This is a genomic window from Roseomonas sp. E05 (genome assembly GCF_030063475.1).
Classification (GTDB): Bacteria; Pseudomonadota; Alphaproteobacteria; order Acetobacterales; family Acetobacteraceae; genus Pseudoroseomonas.
The window spans coordinates 82,566-99,811 of record NZ_JASIRT010000008.1 but is presented as its reverse complement, the minus strand read 5'-3'; the positions used below and the strand labels follow the sequence as shown (position 1 = coordinate 99,811).

Below are 17,246 nucleotides of genomic sequence, written 5' to 3'. Positions count from 1 at the left end.
CAGCTAGAGCGACTGGCGGGCGACCAGTTCGGCCGGCAGGCGCTCGCCCCGCGGCGGTCCCGCCGTGCCGCCCAGCCGCGCCTGCAGCAGTTCCACGGCACGCGCCACCATGGCGGGGACGGGCTGGCGCAGCGTCGTGAGGCGGTATGCCGGCCAGGCCGCCATCGGGATGTCGTCGAAGCCGATCACCGCCACATCAGCAGGCACGCGCAGGCCCGACTCGTGCCGCAGTGCATCCAGCCCCCCCAGCGCCAGGATGTCGTTGGCGAAGAAGATGCCGTCGGCCTCTCCCGTCAGGGCGAGCGCGGCACGGTGGCCGGCCTCGTAGGAGAAGTCCCCTGCCTCCACCCGCAGAGGCGGCGGCAGGCCTCGCTCCGCCAGCGCGGCGCGGAAGCCGCGCTCGCGGTCCTGGCTCGTCGAGGTGTCGGCGCGTCCCGCCACAAAGGCGAGCCGCCGGCGGCCTTGCGCCAGCAGCGCCTCGGCGGCCGCGCGCCCGCCAGCCAGGTTGTCGCAGGCCACGCTGTCGAGCGCCGTCGGGCCGGCGGCGGTACGGTTGAACAGCACGGCGGCGCGCCCGTCGCCCAGCCATTCCGCCGCCCCGGCGGAGGAGAGGCTCGCCGAGGTGATGACCACCGCATCCACATGGTACTGGCGCAGCAACGGCAGGCAGGAATCGGCCGGCTGCCCCGGCGGCACGGTGAAGAGCAGCGACTGCAGCCCGGCCGCCTGCAGGGCCTCGGTGAGCTGCTCCAGCACGGCGGGATAGAAGGGGTTGGTCAGCTCCGCCATGACGATGGCGACGATGCTGCTGCGCCGGCGTGACAGCGCGGCGGCAATGACATTGGGCCGGTAGCCCAGCTCCTCGGCCGCGCGCAGCACCCGCGCCCGCATCTCCGGCGCGATCGAGGCGCCCGGACTGAAGGCCCGGGACACCATGGACTGCGAGACGCCGAGATGCCGCGCCAGCTCGCGCGCCGTGATCACCGTCGGTGATGCAGGCGTGGCGGGCGGGCGCGGCGCGACCTCCATTTCAGGCGGCGTTCTTGCCGCCGTAGCGGCGCACGCGGATGTCCGCCTGCTCCTTGTGGCCGGCGAAGTTCTCGATGGCGCAGAGGCGCGAGCAGTACTCGCCCACCATCGCCGAGGCCTCCGGCTTCACCTCCTGCCAGGTGCAGGTCTTGATGAACTTACCGACCCAGAGGCCACCGGTGTAGCGTGCCGCCTTCTTGGTCGGCAGGGTGTGGTTGGTGCCGATCACCTTGTCGCCATAGGCCACATTGGTCTCGGGGCCAAGGAACAGCGCGCCGTAATTGCGCATGTTGTCGCGGAACCAGCGCGGGTTCTTCGTCATCACCTGCACATGCTCGGAGGCAATGTCATCCGCCACCTGCAGCATCTCCTCGTCGGTGTCGCAGAGGATGACCTGCCCGTGGTCGCGCCAGGAGACGCTGGCGATGTCAGCCGTCGGCAGCACCTTGAGCTGGCGCTGGATCTCGGCCTCGATGCCCTCGGCGATCTTCTTCGAGGTGGTCAGCAGCACCGCCGGCGAGGTCGGGCCGTGCTCCGCCTGACCCAGCAGGTCGGTGGCGCAGATCTCGGCATCCACCGTGTCGTCGGCGATCACCAGCGTCTCCGTCGGGCCGGCGAAGAGATCGATGCCGACGCGTCCGTAGAGCTGCCGCTTCGCCTCCGCGACAAAGGCGTTGCCGGGACCGACCAGCATGTCCACCGGCTTGACCGTCTCGGTGCCGAGCGCCATGGCGGCGACGGCCTGAATGCCGCCGAGCAGGTAGATCTCATCGGCGCCGGCCATCGCCATGGCGGCGACCGTGGCGGCGGGCGCCTGCCCGTTCAGCGGCGGAGTGCAGGCGATGACGCGCGGCACGCCGGCCACCTTGGCGGTCAGCACGCTCATATGCGCCGAGGCCACCATCGGGTAGCGGCCGCCGGGGATGTAGCAGCCGACGCTCTCCACCGGGATGTTCTTGTGGCCAAGCGTAACGCCCGGCAGCGTCTCGATCTCCAGGTCCTTCAGGCAGGCCTTCTGCGCCTCGGCGAAGCGGCGGATCTGGCTCTGCGCGAACTTGATGTCCTCGATGACCTGCGCGGGCAGGCTGTCGATCAGCGCCTGGATCTGCTCCTGCGAAAGGCGGAAGCTCTCAGGCGTCCATTTGTCGAACTTCTCCGACAGCTCACGCACCGCGGCATCGCCGCGCGCCTCGACATCGGCCAGGATGCCCTCGACGGTCTGGCGGACCTTGCGGTCGTACTCGGCGGTCTCGGCCGCTTCGGCACCCTTCTTGAGATAGCGGATCATGCCGTTCCCTTCCCTCGGCTGGCGGTTCGTGGCGCCACTCTGGAGCGGCTTTGCATACGGATGCAAGCGACTTTGCATCCGTATGCAATCACGCTTCCCGTGAGGCGCTACTCGGCCGTCCAGCCGCCATCCAGCAGCATGGCGCTGCCGGTCATCAGCGCCGAGGCATCGGAGGCCAGGAACACCACCGCACCCATCAGGTCCTCCACCTGCCCGAGGCGGCCGAGCTTGATCTTTGAAAGAACCCATTCGCGGAAAGCCGGTTCCTCGAAGAATGGCCGCGTCAGCGGCGTCTCGATGAAGGTGGGGCAGATGGTGTTCACGCGGATGCCGAGCGGGCCAAGCTCAATGGCCATGGCCTTTGTCATGCCCTCCAACGCGTGCTTCGTTGCGCAGTAGACGCTGCGCCGCGGGCCGCCGACATGCCCCATCTGCGAGGACATCTGGATGATCGAGCCCGGCTTCCCTGCGGCCGCCAGCCGCTTCGCCACCGCCTGCGCCATGAAGAAGGCGGCCCGCAGGTTCAGGCCGACCACCGTGTCGAAATCCTCCGGCTTCACCTCCAGGAAGGGGGCGGGGCGGTTGGTGCCGGCGTTGTTCACGAGAATGTCAAAGGGCTCGCGCGCCGTCAGCGCTGCCTCCACGGCGGCCGCATCCGCGACATCGAGCGGCAGTGCCTCGGCCGAGCCGCCAGCGCGGCGGATGGCACCCGCCGCACCCTCGATCTCGGCGGCGCTGCGGGCCACCAGGGCCACATGCGCACCCGCCTCGGCCAGTGCAGCGGCGGCGGCCAGGCCGATGCCCCGCCCCGCCCCGGTCACCAGGGCCCGCCGCCCGTCGAGCCGCAGCGAGGGGGTCCGGGGCAAGGTGATGGCGTCCGACATGGCGTCCTCCGGTGCAGCGCCCGGCACCGGGGCGCGGATTGTAAACGGCACCTACCTATCGCCCGGACCTTCCGGCGTGCAAATTCCACCTCAGATGCGGAATGGCACCATGGCTGGAACCTCGCGGCTTCAGCCTCGCCTCCAAATGTCACCTTGTGACGGAGTGTCGTGATGGGCTGGGAGTTCCTGCCGAGCGCGCTGGATCTGGCACGGTTTCAGTTCGCCTTCACCGTTTCCTTCCATTTCCTGTTCCCCGCCTTCACCATCGGGCTGGCCAGCTTCCTGATGGTGCTGGAGGGGCTGTGGCTCGCCACCGGCCGCGCGGCCTATCTCGACCTGTTCCGCTACTGGCTGAAGGTCTTCGCCATCGCCTTCGCCATGGGCGTCGTCTCCGGCGTCGTCATGTCCTACCAATTCGGCACCAACTGGTCGGTGTTCTCCGACCGGGTCGGCAACGTGATCGGCCCCGTCATGGGCTATGAGGTGCTGACCGCCTTCTTCCTGGAGGCTGGTTTCCTCGGCATCATGCTGTTCGGGCTGGAGCGCCTCGGCAAGGGGCTGCACTTCACCGCCACCTGCCTGGTCGCGCTTGGCACGCTGATCTCGGCCTTCTGGATCCTCTCGGCCAATTCCTGGATGCATACGCCGCAGGGCTACAGCATCGCGCCGGATGGCCGCTTCATGCCGGAGGACTGGTGGGCGATCATCTTCAATCCCTCCTTCCCCTTCCGCTTCGTGCACACTGTCACCGCGGCCTATCTGACCACCGCCTTCATCGTCGGCGGCGTGGGCGCCTTCCACCTGCTGCGCGACAGCCGCAACGCCGGCGCCCGCAAGATGTTCTCGATGGCAATGTGGATGGCCGCGATCGTCGCGCCGATTCAGATCTTCATTGGCGACATGCACGGGCTGAACACGCTGGAACACCAGCCGCAGAAGGTGGCCGCCATGGAGGGCCACTGGGAACGGCAGCGCGGCGCGCCGCTGATCCTGCTCGGCCAGCCCGACATGGCGGCGGAGGAAACCCATGTGCTGCTGGAGGTGCCGAAACTCTCGGCCCTCATTCTGACACATGAGTTGAACGGCGAGACGCCCGGCCTGAAGGACTTTCCGCCCGACGTCCGTCCCACCGACGTGCCGCTGGTCTTCTGGGCCTTCCGGGTGATGGTCGGGCTCGGTACCGCGATGGCCATGCTGGGGCTGGTCTCGCTCTTTCTCCGCTGGCGCGGCCGGCTCTACGATGCCCGGCCCTTCCTCCGCGTGGCGGTGGCGATGGGGCCGGCCGGGCTCTTCGCCGTCATCGCCGGCTGGGTGACCACCGAGGCGGGGCGGCAGCCCTTCACCGTCTATGGCCTGCTGCGCACCGCCGAGAGCGTCTCGCCGCTGGCGGCGCCGGCGGTCAGCGTTTCGTTGCTGGGCTTCATCCTGGTCTATTTCATCGTCTTCGGCGCCGGCATCTGGTTCCTGCTCCGCCTGTTCAGCCAGCCGCCGCACGAGGCCGAGCCGGGGCCGGAGGAGAACCAGCCGATCCGCACCAGCGGCATCACTCCGGCGCCGGCGATGCGCCACTCCGCCGGCGGCCCACACCCGCAGCATTGAGGAGGCGCATCATGGAAGAATCCCTTCCCCTGATCTGGGCCATTCTGATCGCCACCGCCGTCTTTCTCTATGTCTGCATGGACGGCTTCGACCTGGGCCTCGGCATCCTGTTCCCCTGGTTCACCCACAAGGACGAACGGGACGTGATGGTGAACTCGGTGGCGCCGGTCTGGGACGGCAACGAGACCTGGCTGGTGCTCGGCGGCGCAGGCCTGCTGGCGGTCTTCCCACTGGCCTATGCCACCATCTTCCCAGCCCTCTATATGCCGCTGATCCTGATGCTGCTGGCGCTGATCTTCCGCGGCGTCTCTTTCGAGATGCGCTTCAAGACGCGCACGACGCGCGCGCAGACCTGGTGGGACCGCGCCTTCTCCTGGGGCAGCTACGTGGCCACCTTCTGCCAGGGCATCGCGCTGGGCGCGCTGGTGCAGGGCATCCGGGTGGAGAACCGCGCCTATGCCGGCGGCTGGTGGGACTGGCTGACCCCCTTCTCGCTCCTGACCGGTCTCGCCCTGCTGGTAGGCTATGGCCTGCTCGGTGCCTGCTGGTTGATCTGGAAGACCGAGGGCGCGCTTGCTGCCAAGGCGCGCCGCATGGCGCGGCGGCTGGGCGTGGCGACACTGACCTTCATCACCCTGGTCAGCCTGATCATGCCCTTCCTGCAGCCCGCTTTCTTCGAGCGCTGGTTCACGCTGCCGTGGATGCTGCTGGCCGCGCCGGTGCCGATCCTGGTGGCGCTCCTGGCCTGGCGCTTCTTCCGCGCCATCGAGGCCACCGAAGCGCGCGAGGCCGAGGCGCCGCACGACCCCACCGGCCGGAACTTCCGCTGGCGGGACGGCGCACCCTTCCTGTGCGCGCTGGGCTGGTTCTTCCTCTCCTATACGGGGCTGGGCATCAGCCTCTGGCCGAACATCGTGCCCCCCTCGATCAGCATCTGGGAAGCCGCCGCTTCGCCTGCCTCGCAGGGTTTCCTGCTGGTCGGGGCCTCGGTGCTGATCCCGATCATCCTGGCCTACACGGCCTACACCTATTGGCTGTTCCGCGGGAAGGTACGGATCGGCGAAGGCTATCACTGATGCGGTCGGCGCTTTGGCGCCTGGCCGGACTGGCGATGCTGTGGCTTGCAGGCCTCCTGGCCGTGGAGTCGGCAGCCCTGGCCGTCCGCTGCGCCTTGCAGGGCGGCTGAATCTCCGCGCTTTCCCACAGCACAACCTTGACGTGCAGAATCGCAGACCAGCCGGCCGCCGCACTGAGCTGAAGATTTGCGTATTTTTTGATACTTTATTCAAAATTTTAGGAATAAATTTCGTTTTGCATCCAAACTACTGCGCATCCGCCCTGAGAGACCGTATTTTTAAACTGTGTATATGTTTTTGATACGTCTCAAAGATGAAAAACCCCTTCCTGGCTCGCGCAAAAGTGGTAAAACTGCACGCATAGATTGTGGGGATGCGAAGGATGCGTGTTCTTCTGGTTGAGGATGATCTCACCACCGCCCGCGGGATCGCGATGATGCTGCGCGCAGCATCCATGATCACCGACACGGCCAGCACCGGCGAGGAGGCGCTCGAACTCGCCGCCCTCTACGACTACGACATCGTCGTGCTGGACATCATGCTGCCGGACATGGAGGGTTACGAGGTGGTTCGCCGCCTGCGCAGCAACCGCGTCGAGACGCCGGTGCTGATCCTCTCCGGCCTGTCCCGCCCGCAGGCGAAGGTGAAGGCTTTCGGCATGGGCGCCGACGACTTCATCACCAAGCCCTTCGACCAGCAGGAGCTGATGGCCCGCGTGCAGGCCATCATCCGCCGCGCCAAAGGCTTCAGCCAGCCGACCCTGGCCGTCGGCCCGCTGACGCTCAACCTCGGATCGCGCGAAGTCCGGGTGGGCGACCGCCCGGTGCACCTGACGGGCAAGGAATATGCCATCCTGGAGCTGCTGGTCCTGCGCAAGGGCCTGGTGCTCACCAAGGAGGTGTTCCTGAACCACCTCTATGGCGGCATCGACGAGCCTGAGGCGAAGATCATCGACGTCTTCATCTGCAAGCTGCGCAAGAAGCTGGCCCAGGCCGGCGCCGGCGAGCTGATCGGCACCGTCTGGGGCCGCGGTTATGTGCTGCGCGACCCGGCCTCCCTCAGCAGCCGCTTCCCGATGCCGGAGGCGCCGGCGCATGGGCAGCCGCAGGTCCTGGCCTGAGCAGGCGGGCGGGGTGATGCCCTTAGCGTCCACCCCGCCCTCCCCACTTCAGCCCGCCGCCGCGCGCTGGACGGCGGGGGCATAGACCCCCCGCTCGCCCGGCACGGCTATCAGCCGCTCCGTCAGTCCCAATACCGTTTCGGCGCCGCCCAGATAGAGCACGCCATCCGGAGCGAGCTGCGCCGCCAGCGCGTTGAGCACCTTGCCCTTTGTGGGCGGATCGAAATAGATCAGCACGTTGCGGCAGAAGATGACGTCGAAGCGGCCCAGCGACCGATGCTCGTCCAGCAGGTTGCGCTCCTCGAAGCGCACCATGCTGCGCAACTCAGGCACGATGCGCCACTTCCCACTCTCCTGCCGGAAGTGCTTCACCAGATACTGCACGGGCAGGCCGCGCTGCACCTCGAACTGCGTGAACAGCCCCTCGCGGGCGCGCGCCACCACCTCCCGCGACAGGTCGGTGCCGACGATCTCGGCTTGGCGGATGCCGAGATCGGTCAGGATCATCGCGACCGAATAGGCCTCCTGCCCAGTCGAGGAGGCGGCGGACCAGATGCGCAGACGATGACCAGGCGGCCGCATCGCCATCAGCTTCGGCAGCAGCCGCCGGAGATGATCGAAGGGCTTACCGTCCCGGAAGAAGCTGCTTTCGTTGGTGGTCAGTGCCTCGGTAACGGCCCGTGCCAGCACTTCGGACCGGCTGTCCCGCAGCCGCAAGGCCAGGGCATCCAGGCTGGCGATTCCTTCCTGCTTCAGGATTGGCGCCAGACGTGTGTCCAGCATGTATTCCTTGTCCGGCGTCAGCACGATTCCGGAACGCGCCTTCACCAGCGCCGCAATCGAGGCAAAACTCTCCGCGTTCATGCCACCCCTCCGGCAGCGCTCAGTCCCGCCGCTCCGAATTGCGCCAATACCCTTTCGGCCAGTTGCTCCGGCGGCAGCAAAGCCTCCGCCAGCTTGGCCTTCGCCACGGCGCCGGGCATGCCCCAGACGACGCTTGAAGACTCGTCCTGCGCCAGTACCGTCCCGCCAGCGGCGGCGACGGCCTTGCAGCCGAGCATTCCATCCTGCCCCATGCCGGTCAGGATCACTGCCAGCACCCGTCCCTCGCAGGCCTCCGCGGCGCTGCGCAGCATCGGGTCCACGGCAGGGCGGCAGAAATTCTCCGGCGGGTCGGTGGTCAGCCGCGCCACCAGCCCGGACGGGCTGTTCTCCACCAGCAAATGCCGGTCCCCGGGCGCGACATAGATGCGCCCGGCCTGCAGCATCTCGCCATCCTTCGCCTCAGCGGCGGATGGCCCGCCGAGGCGTGCCAGATGGTCGGCCAGCATGGCCGTAAAGCCGGCCGGCATGTGCTGCACGATGACGATCGGCACCGGTACCGGTGCCGTCAGCCGCCGCACGAAGGCGGCGAGCGCCTGCGGCCCGCCGGTCGAGGAACCGATGGCCAACAGCCGCGGCCGGGGCCGCAGGCCGAGCGCGGCGCGCGGCGCGGCGGCGGGCGGCGTGGCGGCCGGCCGGGCCAAGGTCGGACGGGGCACAGCAGGCCGCGCCGCCGCCGGCCGGGTCATGGCGCCTCCCCGCATCCGCGCCCAGCCTTTCACCTTCGCCAGCAGATCCGCCCGGAAGGTGGGGTCGTTCATGCCTCCCGCGGCAGCGGAGGGCTTCGGCACGTAGTCGGCCGCACCGGCGCGCATCGCGGCCATGGTCGCCTCGGCGCCACGCTGCGTCAGGGCGCTGGCCACGATGACCGCCAGCCCCGGCTGCACCTTCAGCAGCAGCGGCAGCGCCGTCATGCCATCCATCACCGGCATTTCGAGGTCGAGCAGAATGACATGCGGCCGCGCCTCGGCCGGCAGGCTCTGAAGCGTGGCCAGCGCTTCCTGCCCATCGCCGGCCCGCGCCACCACCTGAATCGAGGGGTCGGCCTCCAGGAGGCGGGCAAAGACGGAACGGACCGTGCTGCTGTCATCGCACAGCATCACCCGCACCTTCGGCGACGCGGCCACCGCAAGGGGCTGCACCGTCACGGCTCCGCTTCTTCCAGCAGGCCCAGCTGCACCAGCTTGCCGGTGACGATCTCGTCGTCGAACGGCTTCATGATGTATTCCTGCGCTCCGGCGTTGAGCGCGGTGATGATGCGCTCCAGCTCGCTCTCGGTCGTGCAGAGCATGATGAGCGGCTTGTCCGGGCCGAACTCGGCACGGGCCGCCTGGAGGAATTCAAGCCCCGTCATGACGGGCATGTTCCAGTCCAGCAGCACCAGCCGCGGCAGGGACTCGCGGCAGGCCAGCAGCGCCTGTTGACCGTCCTCGGCCTCGCGCACGGAGAAGCCATGGCGCTCCATGATACGCCGCGCCGCCTTGCGGACGACGCGGCTGTCATCCACCACCAGGCAGGTCATCTCACCTTCCATCACACCCTCTCCTTCAGCCGATCGCCAGGATGCGATCCACGTCGAGCACGATCAGCAAGCGGTCGTCCTGCCGGTGCACGGCACGCGACACCTCCCGCCAGACCGGATCAAGCGTCGGCGGGTTGCCGGCAAAGCCACTGGCGCGCAGTGGCAGCACCTCGCCAACCGAATCGGAAAGCAGGCTGTAGAGTTCGCCGCCCTGCTCCACCACGACGCTCATCGGTGCCGGCGCGCCAGGGGCGCGGGGCGGCAGGCCGAGGCGGCGCCGAAGGTCTATCGCGGTGACGATCCGGCCGCGCAGATTGAGGCTGCCCGCCACCTCGCGCGGCGCGAGCGGCACCCGGGTGATGGCCTGCGCCGCCAGGATGTCCCGCACGGCCAGCACGGGCACGCCGCAAAGCTGGCCGGCCACGGTGAGCGTCAGGAACATCTCCGCCGCGCTGTCAGTCATCACGGCTGCGCTGCTCCGCGCCTTGGGGGCAGACCGCGTCTCGGTTTCCATCTTTCGTGCTCCTCAGGCCATGCTGGGCGCGGCAAGGCACTCGCGCAGCGAGGCGAGCAGCGCCTCGCGGTCCGATTTTCCAACGTAAGTGGTAAATCCGGCGTCTCTGGCGAGGCGCATTCGCTCACCATCCACGCGGCCGCTCAGCGCCACCAGCGGCAGATCCTGCCACGGCCCGCTCTCGCGCACCGCGCGCGCCAGGCCGAGACCATCCAGATCCGGCATCTCGATGTCGGAGACGATGATGTCGAAGATTGCGCCCTGTTCGCGCATCAGCAGCGCCTGATTGCCGCTGTCCACCGCCGTCACCTCGTAGCCGGCGGCGGTCAGGCCGGGCACCAGCAGATGGCGGAAGAAGGCGCTGTCTTCCACCAGCAGCACGCGCTTTGGCGCCATGGCCGCGCCGGACTGGCGGAACCAGTCGTCGCCCGCCTGATGCAGCCACCAGGCGCAGTCGATGATGTCCGTCACCTTGCCGCAGATCACGGCACTGCCGAGGAAGCCAGGCTGCTCGGAAGCGCCTTCGATGTTCATATGCTCCTCGACCACGTCGAGGATGGCATCCACCATCAGCCCCATGGCGCGGTCGCGATCGTTGAACACCAGCACCGCCTGGCGCCGACCCGACTCGGGCGGCACCCAGCCGCCGGACATCGAGACCAGCGGCATCAGCTTGCCGCGGTACTGCACCAGCGTCTTGCCGCCGGAATGCTCGATGCTCTCGACCGGCAGGTCCTCCAGCCGCGCGACCAGCCCGAGCGGCACCGCCTTCGGCGTGTCGTCGCCGGCACGGAACAGCAGCAGCGCGGTGCGCTCGGAGGAGCGCGTGCCACGCAGGCCGGCAGCGGCCTGCGCGAGTTCCTCACTCGGCCCGTCGGCACCAACGCCGGTGGCACGCGCGATCCCGTTCGGGTCGAGGATCATGATGACGCTGCCATCGCCGAGGATGGTGTTGCCGCTGAACATCGTCACGTGGCGCAGGATCGGCGCCACCGGCTTCACGACGATCTCCTCGGTGTCGAATACCTTGTCGACGATGATGCCGAAGACATTGGCGCCGACCTGGGTGACGACGACGAAGCCCTCGTCCTTCGCCGGCTCCGCCCCCTCGGACTCGAGTTGCAGAAGGCGCGACAGCGAGACCAGCGGCAGCAGCCGCTCGCGCAGACGCATCACCGGCGTTTCGTGGATGCGCTCGATCTGCGCGCCCTCGGAATTGCCGCTCGCCCGCACCAGCTCCACCACGCCGATCTGCGGGATGGCGAAGCGCTCGCCGCCCGCCTCGACGATCAGCGCCGAGACGATCGCCAGCGTCAGCGGGATCTTGATGAAGAAGGTCGTGCCCTTGCCCTCCACCGAGCGCAGCTCGATGGTGCCGCCGATCTTCTCGACATTGGTCTTCACCACGTCCATGCCGACGCCGCGGCCGGAGACCGAGGTGATGGCGGCGGCGGTGGAGAAGCCGGCGCGGAAGATGAAGTGCTGGACCTCCCGCTCGCTCATCCCGGCCAGCTCGGCCTCGGTGGTGAGCCCCTGCGAGAGCACCTTCGCCTTGATCTTCTCGACCGAGAGGCCGCGCCCGTCATCGCCGATCTCGATGATGATGTGCCCGCCCTCGTGGTAGGCGTTCAGCGTGATGCGGCCGACCTCAGGCTTGCCGGCGGCGCGGCGCTGCTCAGGAGTCTCCAGCCCATGGTCGCCGCTGTTGCGCACCATGTGCGTCAGCGGGTCCTTGATCAGTTCGAGCACCTGCCGGTCCAGCTCGGTCTCGGCGCCCTTCATCACCAGCTCGATCTTCTTGCCGAGTTCATTGGCGAGGTCGCGCACGATACGCGGCAGCTTCTGCCAGGCATTGCCGATCGGCTGCATGCGCGTCTTCATCACGCCTTCCTGCAGCTCGGAGGTGATGTGTGACAGGCGCTGCAGCGGCACGGTCAGCGCCGAGTCGTTGCGGGCACGCACGAGCTGCAGGAGCTGGTTGCGGGTCAGCACCAGCTCGCTGACCAGCGTCATCAGATCCTCCAGCACGTCCACCGAGACGCGGATCGTCTGCGGCGGCGCGGCCGTGGCGGCAGCGCCCTGCGCGGCGGCCGGCGCGGGAGCAGCGGGCTCGGCCTCCGCCTCCACCCGCGCGGCAGGCGCCGGCGCGGGCACCGGCGCCGGCGCCGGCGCCGGCGCCGGCGTCGGTATTGCCGCAGGCGACGGCTCGGCCGGGGCCTCGGCAACGGGTTCGGGCGGCGGCGGCTCGGCGAATTCGGGAGCCGGCTCGGCCGCCACAGGTTCCGGCTCGGCGGAGGCAGAGCGCGGAGCGACGGAGGGCGCCACCGGCAGTTCGCCACGCCAGGCGGCGTCCAGCGCCGCGATCAGCTGGGTGTCGTCGCCCACCGGCTCGCTGCCAGTGGACTCGATGCCGGCAACGATGCTCTTGAGGCAGTCGAGCGCCGAGAGGATCAGCGTGATGCCCTCCGGCGTCACCTTCAGCGATCCTTCGCGGTACTTGCCCAGAACGTTCTCTGCCGCGTGCGCCACCTTCTCAAGCCGCGAGAGGCCCAGAAAGCCGCAAGTGCCTTTGATCGTGTGGACGTTCCGAAAGATCTCCGAGAGCGTCGGGCGGTCGTCCGGTGCCTTTTCAAGCTTCAGCAGCGCGCCATCTAGCGCTGCGAGCCCTTCATTGGTTTCGGTCAGAAAATCGGCGAGAAGGTCGTCCATCGCGGTCCCCGGCGGGCTGGATTTGCATCACCCTGTGCGCCTGACCACGAACAAGCCGTAAAGACTGGTGCCGGATTCGATCCTGCCGGTGCCTCAGCCCTGCGCGGGCGGGAGGAGCCGCAATCCCGCCGGCTCCCCAAGGCCGGCCGGCACCACCACCCAGCCGGCTTCGCGGGCCAGCCGCAGGAGCAGCGCCGCCATCGCCTCACGCGGGCCGCCTTCCGCCTCTCCGCCCAGTGCGGCGGCCAGGGCGGCAGGCCAGGCGACGACCCGGCCTTCCGCCGCGAGCGCCAGCGCCGTCCCGCTCCGCTCCAGCCGCACCACCCCACCGCGCGGCAGGGCCTCGCCCGCCAGCATGATGGCGAGCAGCACCATCTGCGCCTGCAGCGGCGGGAACACCTCCTCCGGCGCGAGTGCGGCGAATTCCAGCCGTGCGCGGCCTCCTGCCACCAGCCCCTCGCTCAGCGCCAGGATCTCGGAACCGGCGAGCGGGCCGGTGCCGCCCCCGCAGGCGACGCGCCAGAACTTCAGCCGGCGCCGGATTTCGGCCGCCGCGTCGCGCGCCAGCTCGGCCGCCTCCGGGTCGTCCGCCAGCATGTCCAGCGCTCCCGCGACGGTGCCCAGCGGGCCAACCAGGTCATGGCACAGCCGGGCGCACAGGTCCTGTGCGAGGCTTGCTTCGGATTCCATGTGGCACTCCCTTTCCTGCCCGGACCCATAGCGCGGGGCCGCTTGAAGCTATCTTAATATTCACCTTTCCGTGAACAGATTTGCCTCTGGCGCGTGGCCGCGGTCGCGGTCAGGGTGCGCCATGCTCACACCGCTCGAACCAGGCATGCATGTCCGCCACCCCGACCGCCCGGACTGGGGCATCGGACAGGTGCAGTCGGTGATCGGCGACCGTGTGACCGTCAATTTCGAGCATGCCGGCAAGCTGCTGATCAATGCCGCCCAGATCGCGCTCGACATCGTGGAGAACCCCCGTTGAGCGATCTGCTGCAGGCCTGGCAGGGCACCCTGTCCCTGCTCGGCGGCTGGGAGTTGCCGATCGCGCTGCTCTCCACCGTCTTTGCCGGTCTGCTGCGCGGCTATTCGGGCTTCGGCACCGCCATCCTGCTGGCGCCGGTCTATTCCACGCTCTGGGGCCCGCGCACCGGCGTGCCGGTGATCCTGCTGATGGAGCTGTTCGTCTCGGCCTACCTGATCCCCAAGGCCATCGGCCAGGCGAACCGCCGCGTCATCCTCTCGATCGGCGGCGCCGCGGCGCTCGCCACGCCGGTCGGCGCCTATGCCCTGCTGATGGCGGACGGGCCGACGCTCCGCCGCGTCATCGGCGCCTGCGTCGTGATCATGGGGCTGCTGATGATGTCGGGCTGGCGCTACCATGGCAGCCGGCCGCTCGGGCTGAACCTGCTGGTCGGCCTGCTTTCCGGCCTGCTGAAGGGTGCCACCGGCATGTCCGGGCCGCCGGTCATCCTGTACCTGCTCTCCGGCCCGGAGGCGGCGGCGCAGCACCGTGCCAACCTGATCCTCTATTTCGGACTGATCGGCATCGTCGCCGTCATCCCTCCTATCTGGGGCGGGCTGGTCGGCCTGCCGGTGCTGGTGATGGCCGGCCTGATGCTGCCCTTGCTGCTGCTCAGCGTGCCGGTGGGGGCGCGGATGTTCCATATCGTGCCGGTGCGCTGGTACAAGCGGCTGGCGCTGATGGCGCTGATGGCCGCCGGAGGTTTTGCGCTGCTTGGCTGAGCCAGGGGCTTGCGCCGGCCGGGTGGGGCGGCCCAAATGTTGCTCCGACCCTGTTTCACCCCCTGCCGCGGGAGTTGGCCGCATGATCGATCCGTTCGGCCGGCGGATCAGCTATCTTCGCGTCTCCGTCACCGATCGCTGCGACCTCCGCTGTGTCTACTGCATGGCGGAGGACATGACCTTCCTGCCGAAGGCGCAGATCCTGACGCTGGAGGAGCTGGACCGGCTTTGCGGCGCCTTCGTCGGGCTCGGCGTCGAGCGCATCCGCCTCACAGGCGGCGAGCCGCTGGTGCGGCGCGACGTGATGCGGCTGGTGCGCAGCCTCGGCGAGCGCATCGGCGCCGGAGGTCTCAAGGAGCTGACGCTCACCACCAACGGCACCCAGCTCACCAAGCATGCCGAGGGCCTTTATGCTGCCGGCGTGCGGCGGATCAACGTCTCGCTCGACTCGCTCGACCCCAGCCGCTTCAAGGCGCTGACCCGCTGGGGCGACATCGAGAAGACGCTGGACGGCATCTTCGCCGCCAAGGCGGCCGGCCTCGCCGTGAAGATCAACGCAGTCGCCATGAAGGGCGTCAACGAGGACGAGTACGACCGGCTGATCGCCTGGTGCGGCGAGCACGGCTTCGACCTGACGCTGATCGAGACCATGCCGCTCGGCGAGATCAACGAGGACCGCACCGACCAGTACCTCCCCCTCTCCCTGGTCCGCCGCCGCCTGCGCGAGACCTGGACGCTGGAGGAGACGGACTACGCCACCGGCGGCCCCGCCCGCTACATGATGGTGAAGGAGACCGGCCGGCGCCTCGGCTTCATCACGCCGATGACCCACAATTTCTGCGAGAGCTGCAACCGCGTGCGCCTGACCTGCACCGGCACGCTCTACATGTGCCTGGGCCAGGAGGACGCCGCCGACCTGCGCGCCGTGCTGCGCGACCCTTCGGTGGACGAGGAGGGGCTGCGCGCCGCCATCGAGGCCGCCATCGCCCGCAAGCCCAAGGGGCATGACTTCGTCATCGACCGGCGCCACAACCGCCCGGCGGTCGGGCGCCACATGAGCGTGACGGGCGGCTGAGCGGATGGAAGGGTTGCGCGGCCTCGTCACCTCGCTGGCCATTCCCGGCATGCCGGAATGGACCGGCCTGCTGCTGCTGCTGCTCGGCCTGCTCTGCGCCGCTGCCTTCCTGCTGATGCCGTTCAGCGTCTTCGGCGTGAAGGCGCGGCTGGAGGCGCTGGAGGTGCAGCTCGACGAGATCCAGGCCGAGCTGCGCGAACTGGCCTTGCGCCTGGAGGACCCTGCCAGGGCGCGCCGGCCGATCGCCGCCGCCGAGGCCTGGGCGGAGCCGCCCGCCCTGGCACAACGGCCGGCGCCTGCGCGCGAGCCGCCGCGGGTGACACCGCCGGTGCCGCCGCCCGCCGCCTGGCCCACCGGCACCAGCCGCTCGCCCCGCGCCGAGCCGAAGCTCGACTGGCCGCGGCAGCGCTGAGCGCCCTGCAGCCTCTGCCTCAGGACCTGAATTCAAGGAAAGAGGGCGCTGTCCCGCGCCAGGCGCGCCCGGGCGTCGCTCAGGACGGCGCCGCCGGGGCGGCGGAGACGCCGCGCACGGCCTGCGCGATCTCGCGCGAGAAGCTGTCGGCGTCCAGGCCCAGCAGGTCCTTCTGCCGCGTCGGGACGGCCACGAAGACCTTGAGGAAGCGCCCGGCGGCGACGCCGACGCAGATCTGTTGCCACATCGCGGTGCGGCCGTAGGTGCCCTGCAGCTCGGCGCATTGCAGCGGCCCGCCGCCCGCCACCGGCAGGACATGGCGGCCACTTTCCGCCAGGGAGCGCCCTGGCGCGGGGGCCAGCGCCTCCTGTACCCCCTCGTCGAGCTTCGCCGTCACCGTGGTGCCCTGCGTGCCCGCCGGCAGCGGCGGCAGACCCTGGTCATAGATGATCACCGAGGCGATTGCCGCGCGCGCCGCGATGCCGGGATGGGCAGGGGTTGCGTAGTCCACCGCCCGTCCCTGGCCTGGCTGGCTCGCCTCCATGTCGGTGGTCATGCCGCGGCTGAAGCCGGCGGCATGACCTGGCAGCCGCGCCAGTGCCGCATCCAGGCTGGGGCGGGCGGTGGCCGCCGCCTCGCCTCCCGGCGGCTGGACGGCACAGGCGGCAAGCAGGCCGCCCAAGGCCAGCAGGGCCGGCCAGCGGGCGGCAGCCCTCAATGCACCGCCCCCTGCAGCCCCAGCCCGAGACCCAATGCGGCATCCGCCATCACCACGCCCTCCCACAGCAGTTCCAGGCCGATATAGACAATCAGCGCCACGCCGACATAGGCGATGATCTTGAAGCGATCCAGTAGCTTGGCCAGCAGGCCCCCGAGCAGGCCCATCATCACGATGGAGATGGCCAGGCCGACGATGAGCAGCGTCAGGTTGGCGCGCGCCACGGCAGCCACCGCCAGCACGTTGTCCAGGCTCATCGAGACGTCGGCGAGAATGATCTGCCAGAGCGCCTGGGCGAGACTCTTCTCCGAGGCGGCTCCGTCTTCCTCGGGTGAATCCTCGCCGCCATGCCGCAGCTCCCTGTAGAAGCTCCAGGCGATGTAGAGCAGCGCCAGGCCACCCACGAGGTCGATCCACCACAGCGCGAGCAGGAACGTCGCGAAGATCGAGAAGATGATGCGCAGCGCCGCCGCCGCGAGAACGCCGAACAACACCGCCCGGCCGCGCTGATGCGGCGGCAGCCCCGCGGCTGCCAGGCCGATGACCACCGCATTGTCGCCCGAGAGGATGATGTTCAGCCACATGATCTCGGCCAAGGCCGGCAACATGCTGGTCAGCGTTTCCATGTACCCCGTTTTCTCCAGACCGGCCGGAGCCGCCAGGCCGGCT

Annotated in this window: 18 protein-coding genes; 7 read left to right on the top strand and 11 right to left on the bottom strand. The window is 69.1% G+C overall.

All coding sequences use genetic code 11. The annotated features are described in order from the left end of the window. Positions 1 to 3: 3 nt before the first annotated feature. The 3 genes from QMO56_RS10865 to QMO56_RS10855 form a co-directional block, all read right to left on the bottom strand. Positions 4 to 1,029, bottom strand: coding sequence for a LacI family DNA-binding transcriptional regulator (locus QMO56_RS10865; RefSeq protein ID WP_283525636.1), 1,026 nt, complete (start codon positions 1,027 to 1,029; stop codon positions 4 to 6). Between the two features lies 1 nt (position 1,030). Continuing rightward, on the bottom strand, positions 1,031 to 2,317 hold the full coding sequence (hisD, locus tag QMO56_RS10860; RefSeq protein WP_283525634.1) for a histidinol dehydrogenase: 1,287 nt from the start codon (positions 2,315 to 2,317) through the stop codon (positions 1,031 to 1,033). A 107-nt stretch (positions 2,318 to 2,424) separates the two neighbouring features. Next, positions 2,425 to 3,201 (bottom strand): SDR family NAD(P)-dependent oxidoreductase, encoded by a 777-nt coding sequence (locus tag QMO56_RS10855; RefSeq protein ID WP_283525632.1) that lies wholly within the window; start codon positions 3,199 to 3,201, stop codon positions 2,425 to 2,427. Between the two features lie 171 nt (positions 3,202 to 3,372). Here QMO56_RS10855 and QMO56_RS10850 point away from each other — a divergent pair, with 171 nt between their 5' ends. From QMO56_RS10850 to ctrA, 3 genes are all read left to right on the top strand, one after another. Further along, positions 3,373 to 4,800: a cytochrome ubiquinol oxidase subunit I gene (locus QMO56_RS10850; protein ID WP_283525630.1), complete on the top strand. Its 1,428-nt coding sequence runs from the start codon at positions 3,373 to 3,375 to the stop codon at positions 4,798 to 4,800. Positions 4,801 to 4,811: 11 nt separating this feature from the next. Continuing rightward, positions 4,812 to 5,876, top strand: a complete 1,065-nt coding sequence (gene cydB, locus QMO56_RS10845) for a cytochrome d ubiquinol oxidase subunit II (protein WP_283525628.1) — start codon at positions 4,812 to 4,814, stop codon at positions 5,874 to 5,876. 382 nt (positions 5,877 to 6,258) lie between these two features. Then, on the top strand, positions 6,259 to 6,996 hold the full coding sequence (ctrA, locus tag QMO56_RS10840) for a response regulator transcription factor CtrA (RefSeq protein WP_283525627.1): 738 nt from the start codon (positions 6,259 to 6,261) through the stop codon (positions 6,994 to 6,996). Positions 6,997 to 7,044: 48 nt separating this feature from the next. Here ctrA and QMO56_RS10835 read toward each other — a convergent pair whose 3' ends face one another. The 6 genes from QMO56_RS10835 to QMO56_RS10810 form a co-directional block, all read right to left on the bottom strand. After that, positions 7,045 to 7,860, bottom strand: coding sequence for a protein-glutamate O-methyltransferase CheR (locus QMO56_RS10835; RefSeq protein ID WP_283525625.1), 816 nt, complete (start codon positions 7,858 to 7,860; stop codon positions 7,045 to 7,047). Next, positions 7,857 to 9,020 (bottom strand): chemotaxis response regulator protein-glutamate methylesterase, encoded by a 1,164-nt coding sequence (locus QMO56_RS10830; protein ID WP_408906522.1) that lies wholly within the window; start codon positions 9,018 to 9,020, stop codon positions 7,857 to 7,859. Before QMO56_RS10830 ends, QMO56_RS10835 begins: the two co-directional genes overlap by 4 nt. Positions 9,021 to 9,022: 2 nt before the next feature. After that, positions 9,023 to 9,412 carry a PleD family two-component system response regulator gene (locus QMO56_RS10825; RefSeq protein ID WP_283525623.1) on the bottom strand — a complete coding sequence of 130 codons (390 nt, stop codon included), beginning with the start codon at positions 9,410 to 9,412 and terminating at the stop codon, positions 9,023 to 9,025. A 13-nt stretch (positions 9,413 to 9,425) separates the two neighbouring features. After that, positions 9,426 to 9,863 (bottom strand): chemotaxis protein CheW, encoded by a 438-nt coding sequence (locus QMO56_RS10820; RefSeq protein WP_283525622.1) that lies wholly within the window; start codon positions 9,861 to 9,863, stop codon positions 9,426 to 9,428. Between the two features lie 63 nt (positions 9,864 to 9,926). Further along, positions 9,927 to 12,623, bottom strand: coding sequence for a chemotaxis protein CheW (locus QMO56_RS10815; protein ID WP_283525621.1), 2,697 nt, complete (start codon positions 12,621 to 12,623; stop codon positions 9,927 to 9,929). A 93-nt stretch (positions 12,624 to 12,716) separates the two neighbouring features. After that, the gene (locus tag QMO56_RS10810) at positions 12,717 to 13,313 is read right to left on the bottom strand and encodes a histidine phosphotransferase family protein (protein WP_283525619.1); all 597 of its coding nucleotides are present in this window, start codon (positions 13,311 to 13,313) and stop codon (positions 12,717 to 12,719) included. A 121-nt stretch (positions 13,314 to 13,434) separates the two neighbouring features. Between QMO56_RS10810 and QMO56_RS10805 the strand changes: the two genes are divergently transcribed. The 4 genes from QMO56_RS10805 to QMO56_RS10790 all read left to right on the top strand — a co-directional run bounded on the left by QMO56_RS10805 (position 13,435) and on the right by QMO56_RS10790 (position 15,859). Next, positions 13,435 to 13,611, top strand: coding sequence for a DUF3553 domain-containing protein (locus tag QMO56_RS10805; RefSeq protein ID WP_283525618.1), 177 nt, complete (start codon positions 13,435 to 13,437; stop codon positions 13,609 to 13,611). After that, on the top strand, positions 13,608 to 14,372 hold the full coding sequence (locus QMO56_RS10800; protein ID WP_283525617.1) for a sulfite exporter TauE/SafE family protein: 765 nt from the start codon (positions 13,608 to 13,610) through the stop codon (positions 14,370 to 14,372). The genes QMO56_RS10805 and QMO56_RS10800 overlap by 4 nt, the downstream gene beginning before the upstream one ends. A gap of 82 nt (positions 14,373 to 14,454) precedes the next feature. After that, positions 14,455 to 15,447, top strand: coding sequence for a GTP 3',8-cyclase MoaA (gene moaA / locus QMO56_RS10795; RefSeq protein WP_283525616.1), 993 nt, complete (start codon positions 14,455 to 14,457; stop codon positions 15,445 to 15,447). 4 nt (positions 15,448 to 15,451) lie between these two features. Next, a complete protein-coding gene (locus tag QMO56_RS10790; protein WP_283525614.1) occupies positions 15,452 to 15,859 on the top strand; it encodes a hypothetical protein in 408 nt (135 codons plus the stop codon). Between the two features lie 79 nt (positions 15,860 to 15,938). Here QMO56_RS10790 and QMO56_RS10785 read toward each other — a convergent pair whose 3' ends face one another. Together QMO56_RS10785 and QMO56_RS10780 are read right to left on the bottom strand one after the other, a co-directional pair. Continuing rightward, the gene (locus tag QMO56_RS10785; protein ID WP_283525612.1) at positions 15,939 to 16,577 is read right to left on the bottom strand and encodes a hypothetical protein; all 639 of its coding nucleotides are present in this window, start codon (positions 16,575 to 16,577) and stop codon (positions 15,939 to 15,941) included. Beyond that, on the bottom strand, positions 16,574 to 17,203 hold the full coding sequence (locus QMO56_RS10780; RefSeq protein ID WP_283525610.1) for a YjbE family putative metal transport protein: 630 nt from the start codon (positions 17,201 to 17,203) through the stop codon (positions 16,574 to 16,576). The genes QMO56_RS10785 and QMO56_RS10780 overlap by 4 nt, the downstream gene beginning before the upstream one ends. Between the last annotated feature and the right edge of the window lie 43 nt (positions 17,204 to 17,246).

Bases quoted from the DNA above. Each gene is read 5' to 3' on its own strand.
- QMO56_RS10835 (WP_283525625.1), bottom strand. From the start codon at position 7,860: ATGAACGCGGAGAGTTTTGCCTCGATTGCGGCGCTGGTGAAGGCGCGT.
- ctrA (WP_283525627.1), top strand. From the start codon at position 6,259: ATGCGTGTTCTTCTGGTTGAGGATGATCTCACCACCGCCCGCGGGATC.
- hisD (WP_283525634.1), bottom strand. From the start codon at position 2,317: ATGATCCGCTATCTCAAGAAGGGTGCCGAAGCGGCCGAGACCGCCGAG.
- QMO56_RS10780 (WP_283525610.1), bottom strand. From the start codon at position 17,203: ATGGAAACGCTGACCAGCATGTTGCCGGCCTTGGCCGAGATCATGTGG.
- QMO56_RS10855 (WP_283525632.1), bottom strand. From the start codon at position 3,201: ATGTCGGACGCCATCACCTTGCCCCGGACCCCCTCGCTGCGGCTCGAC.
- QMO56_RS10825 (WP_283525623.1), bottom strand. From the start codon at position 9,412: ATGGAAGGTGAGATGACCTGCCTGGTGGTGGATGACAGCCGCGTCGTC.
- cydB (WP_283525628.1), top strand. From the start codon at position 4,812: ATGGAAGAATCCCTTCCCCTGATCTGGGCCATTCTGATCGCCACCGCC.
- QMO56_RS10805 (WP_283525618.1), top strand. From the start codon at position 13,435: ATGCTCACACCGCTCGAACCAGGCATGCATGTCCGCCACCCCGACCGC.
- QMO56_RS10790 (WP_283525614.1), top strand. From the start codon at position 15,452: ATGGAAGGGTTGCGCGGCCTCGTCACCTCGCTGGCCATTCCCGGCATG.
- QMO56_RS10815 (WP_283525621.1), bottom strand. From the start codon at position 12,623: ATGGACGACCTTCTCGCCGATTTTCTGACCGAAACCAATGAAGGGCTC.
- QMO56_RS10820 (WP_283525622.1), bottom strand. From the start codon at position 9,863: ATGACTGACAGCGCGGCGGAGATGTTCCTGACGCTCACCGTGGCCGGC.
- moaA (WP_283525616.1), top strand. From the start codon at position 14,455: ATGATCGATCCGTTCGGCCGGCGGATCAGCTATCTTCGCGTCTCCGTC.
- QMO56_RS10850 (WP_283525630.1), top strand. From the start codon at position 3,373: ATGGGCTGGGAGTTCCTGCCGAGCGCGCTGGATCTGGCACGGTTTCAG.
- QMO56_RS10810 (WP_283525619.1), bottom strand. From the start codon at position 13,313: ATGGAATCCGAAGCAAGCCTCGCACAGGACCTGTGCGCCCGGCTGTGC.
- QMO56_RS10865 (WP_283525636.1), bottom strand. From the start codon at position 1,029: ATGGAGGTCGCGCCGCGCCCGCCCGCCACGCCTGCATCACCGACGGTG.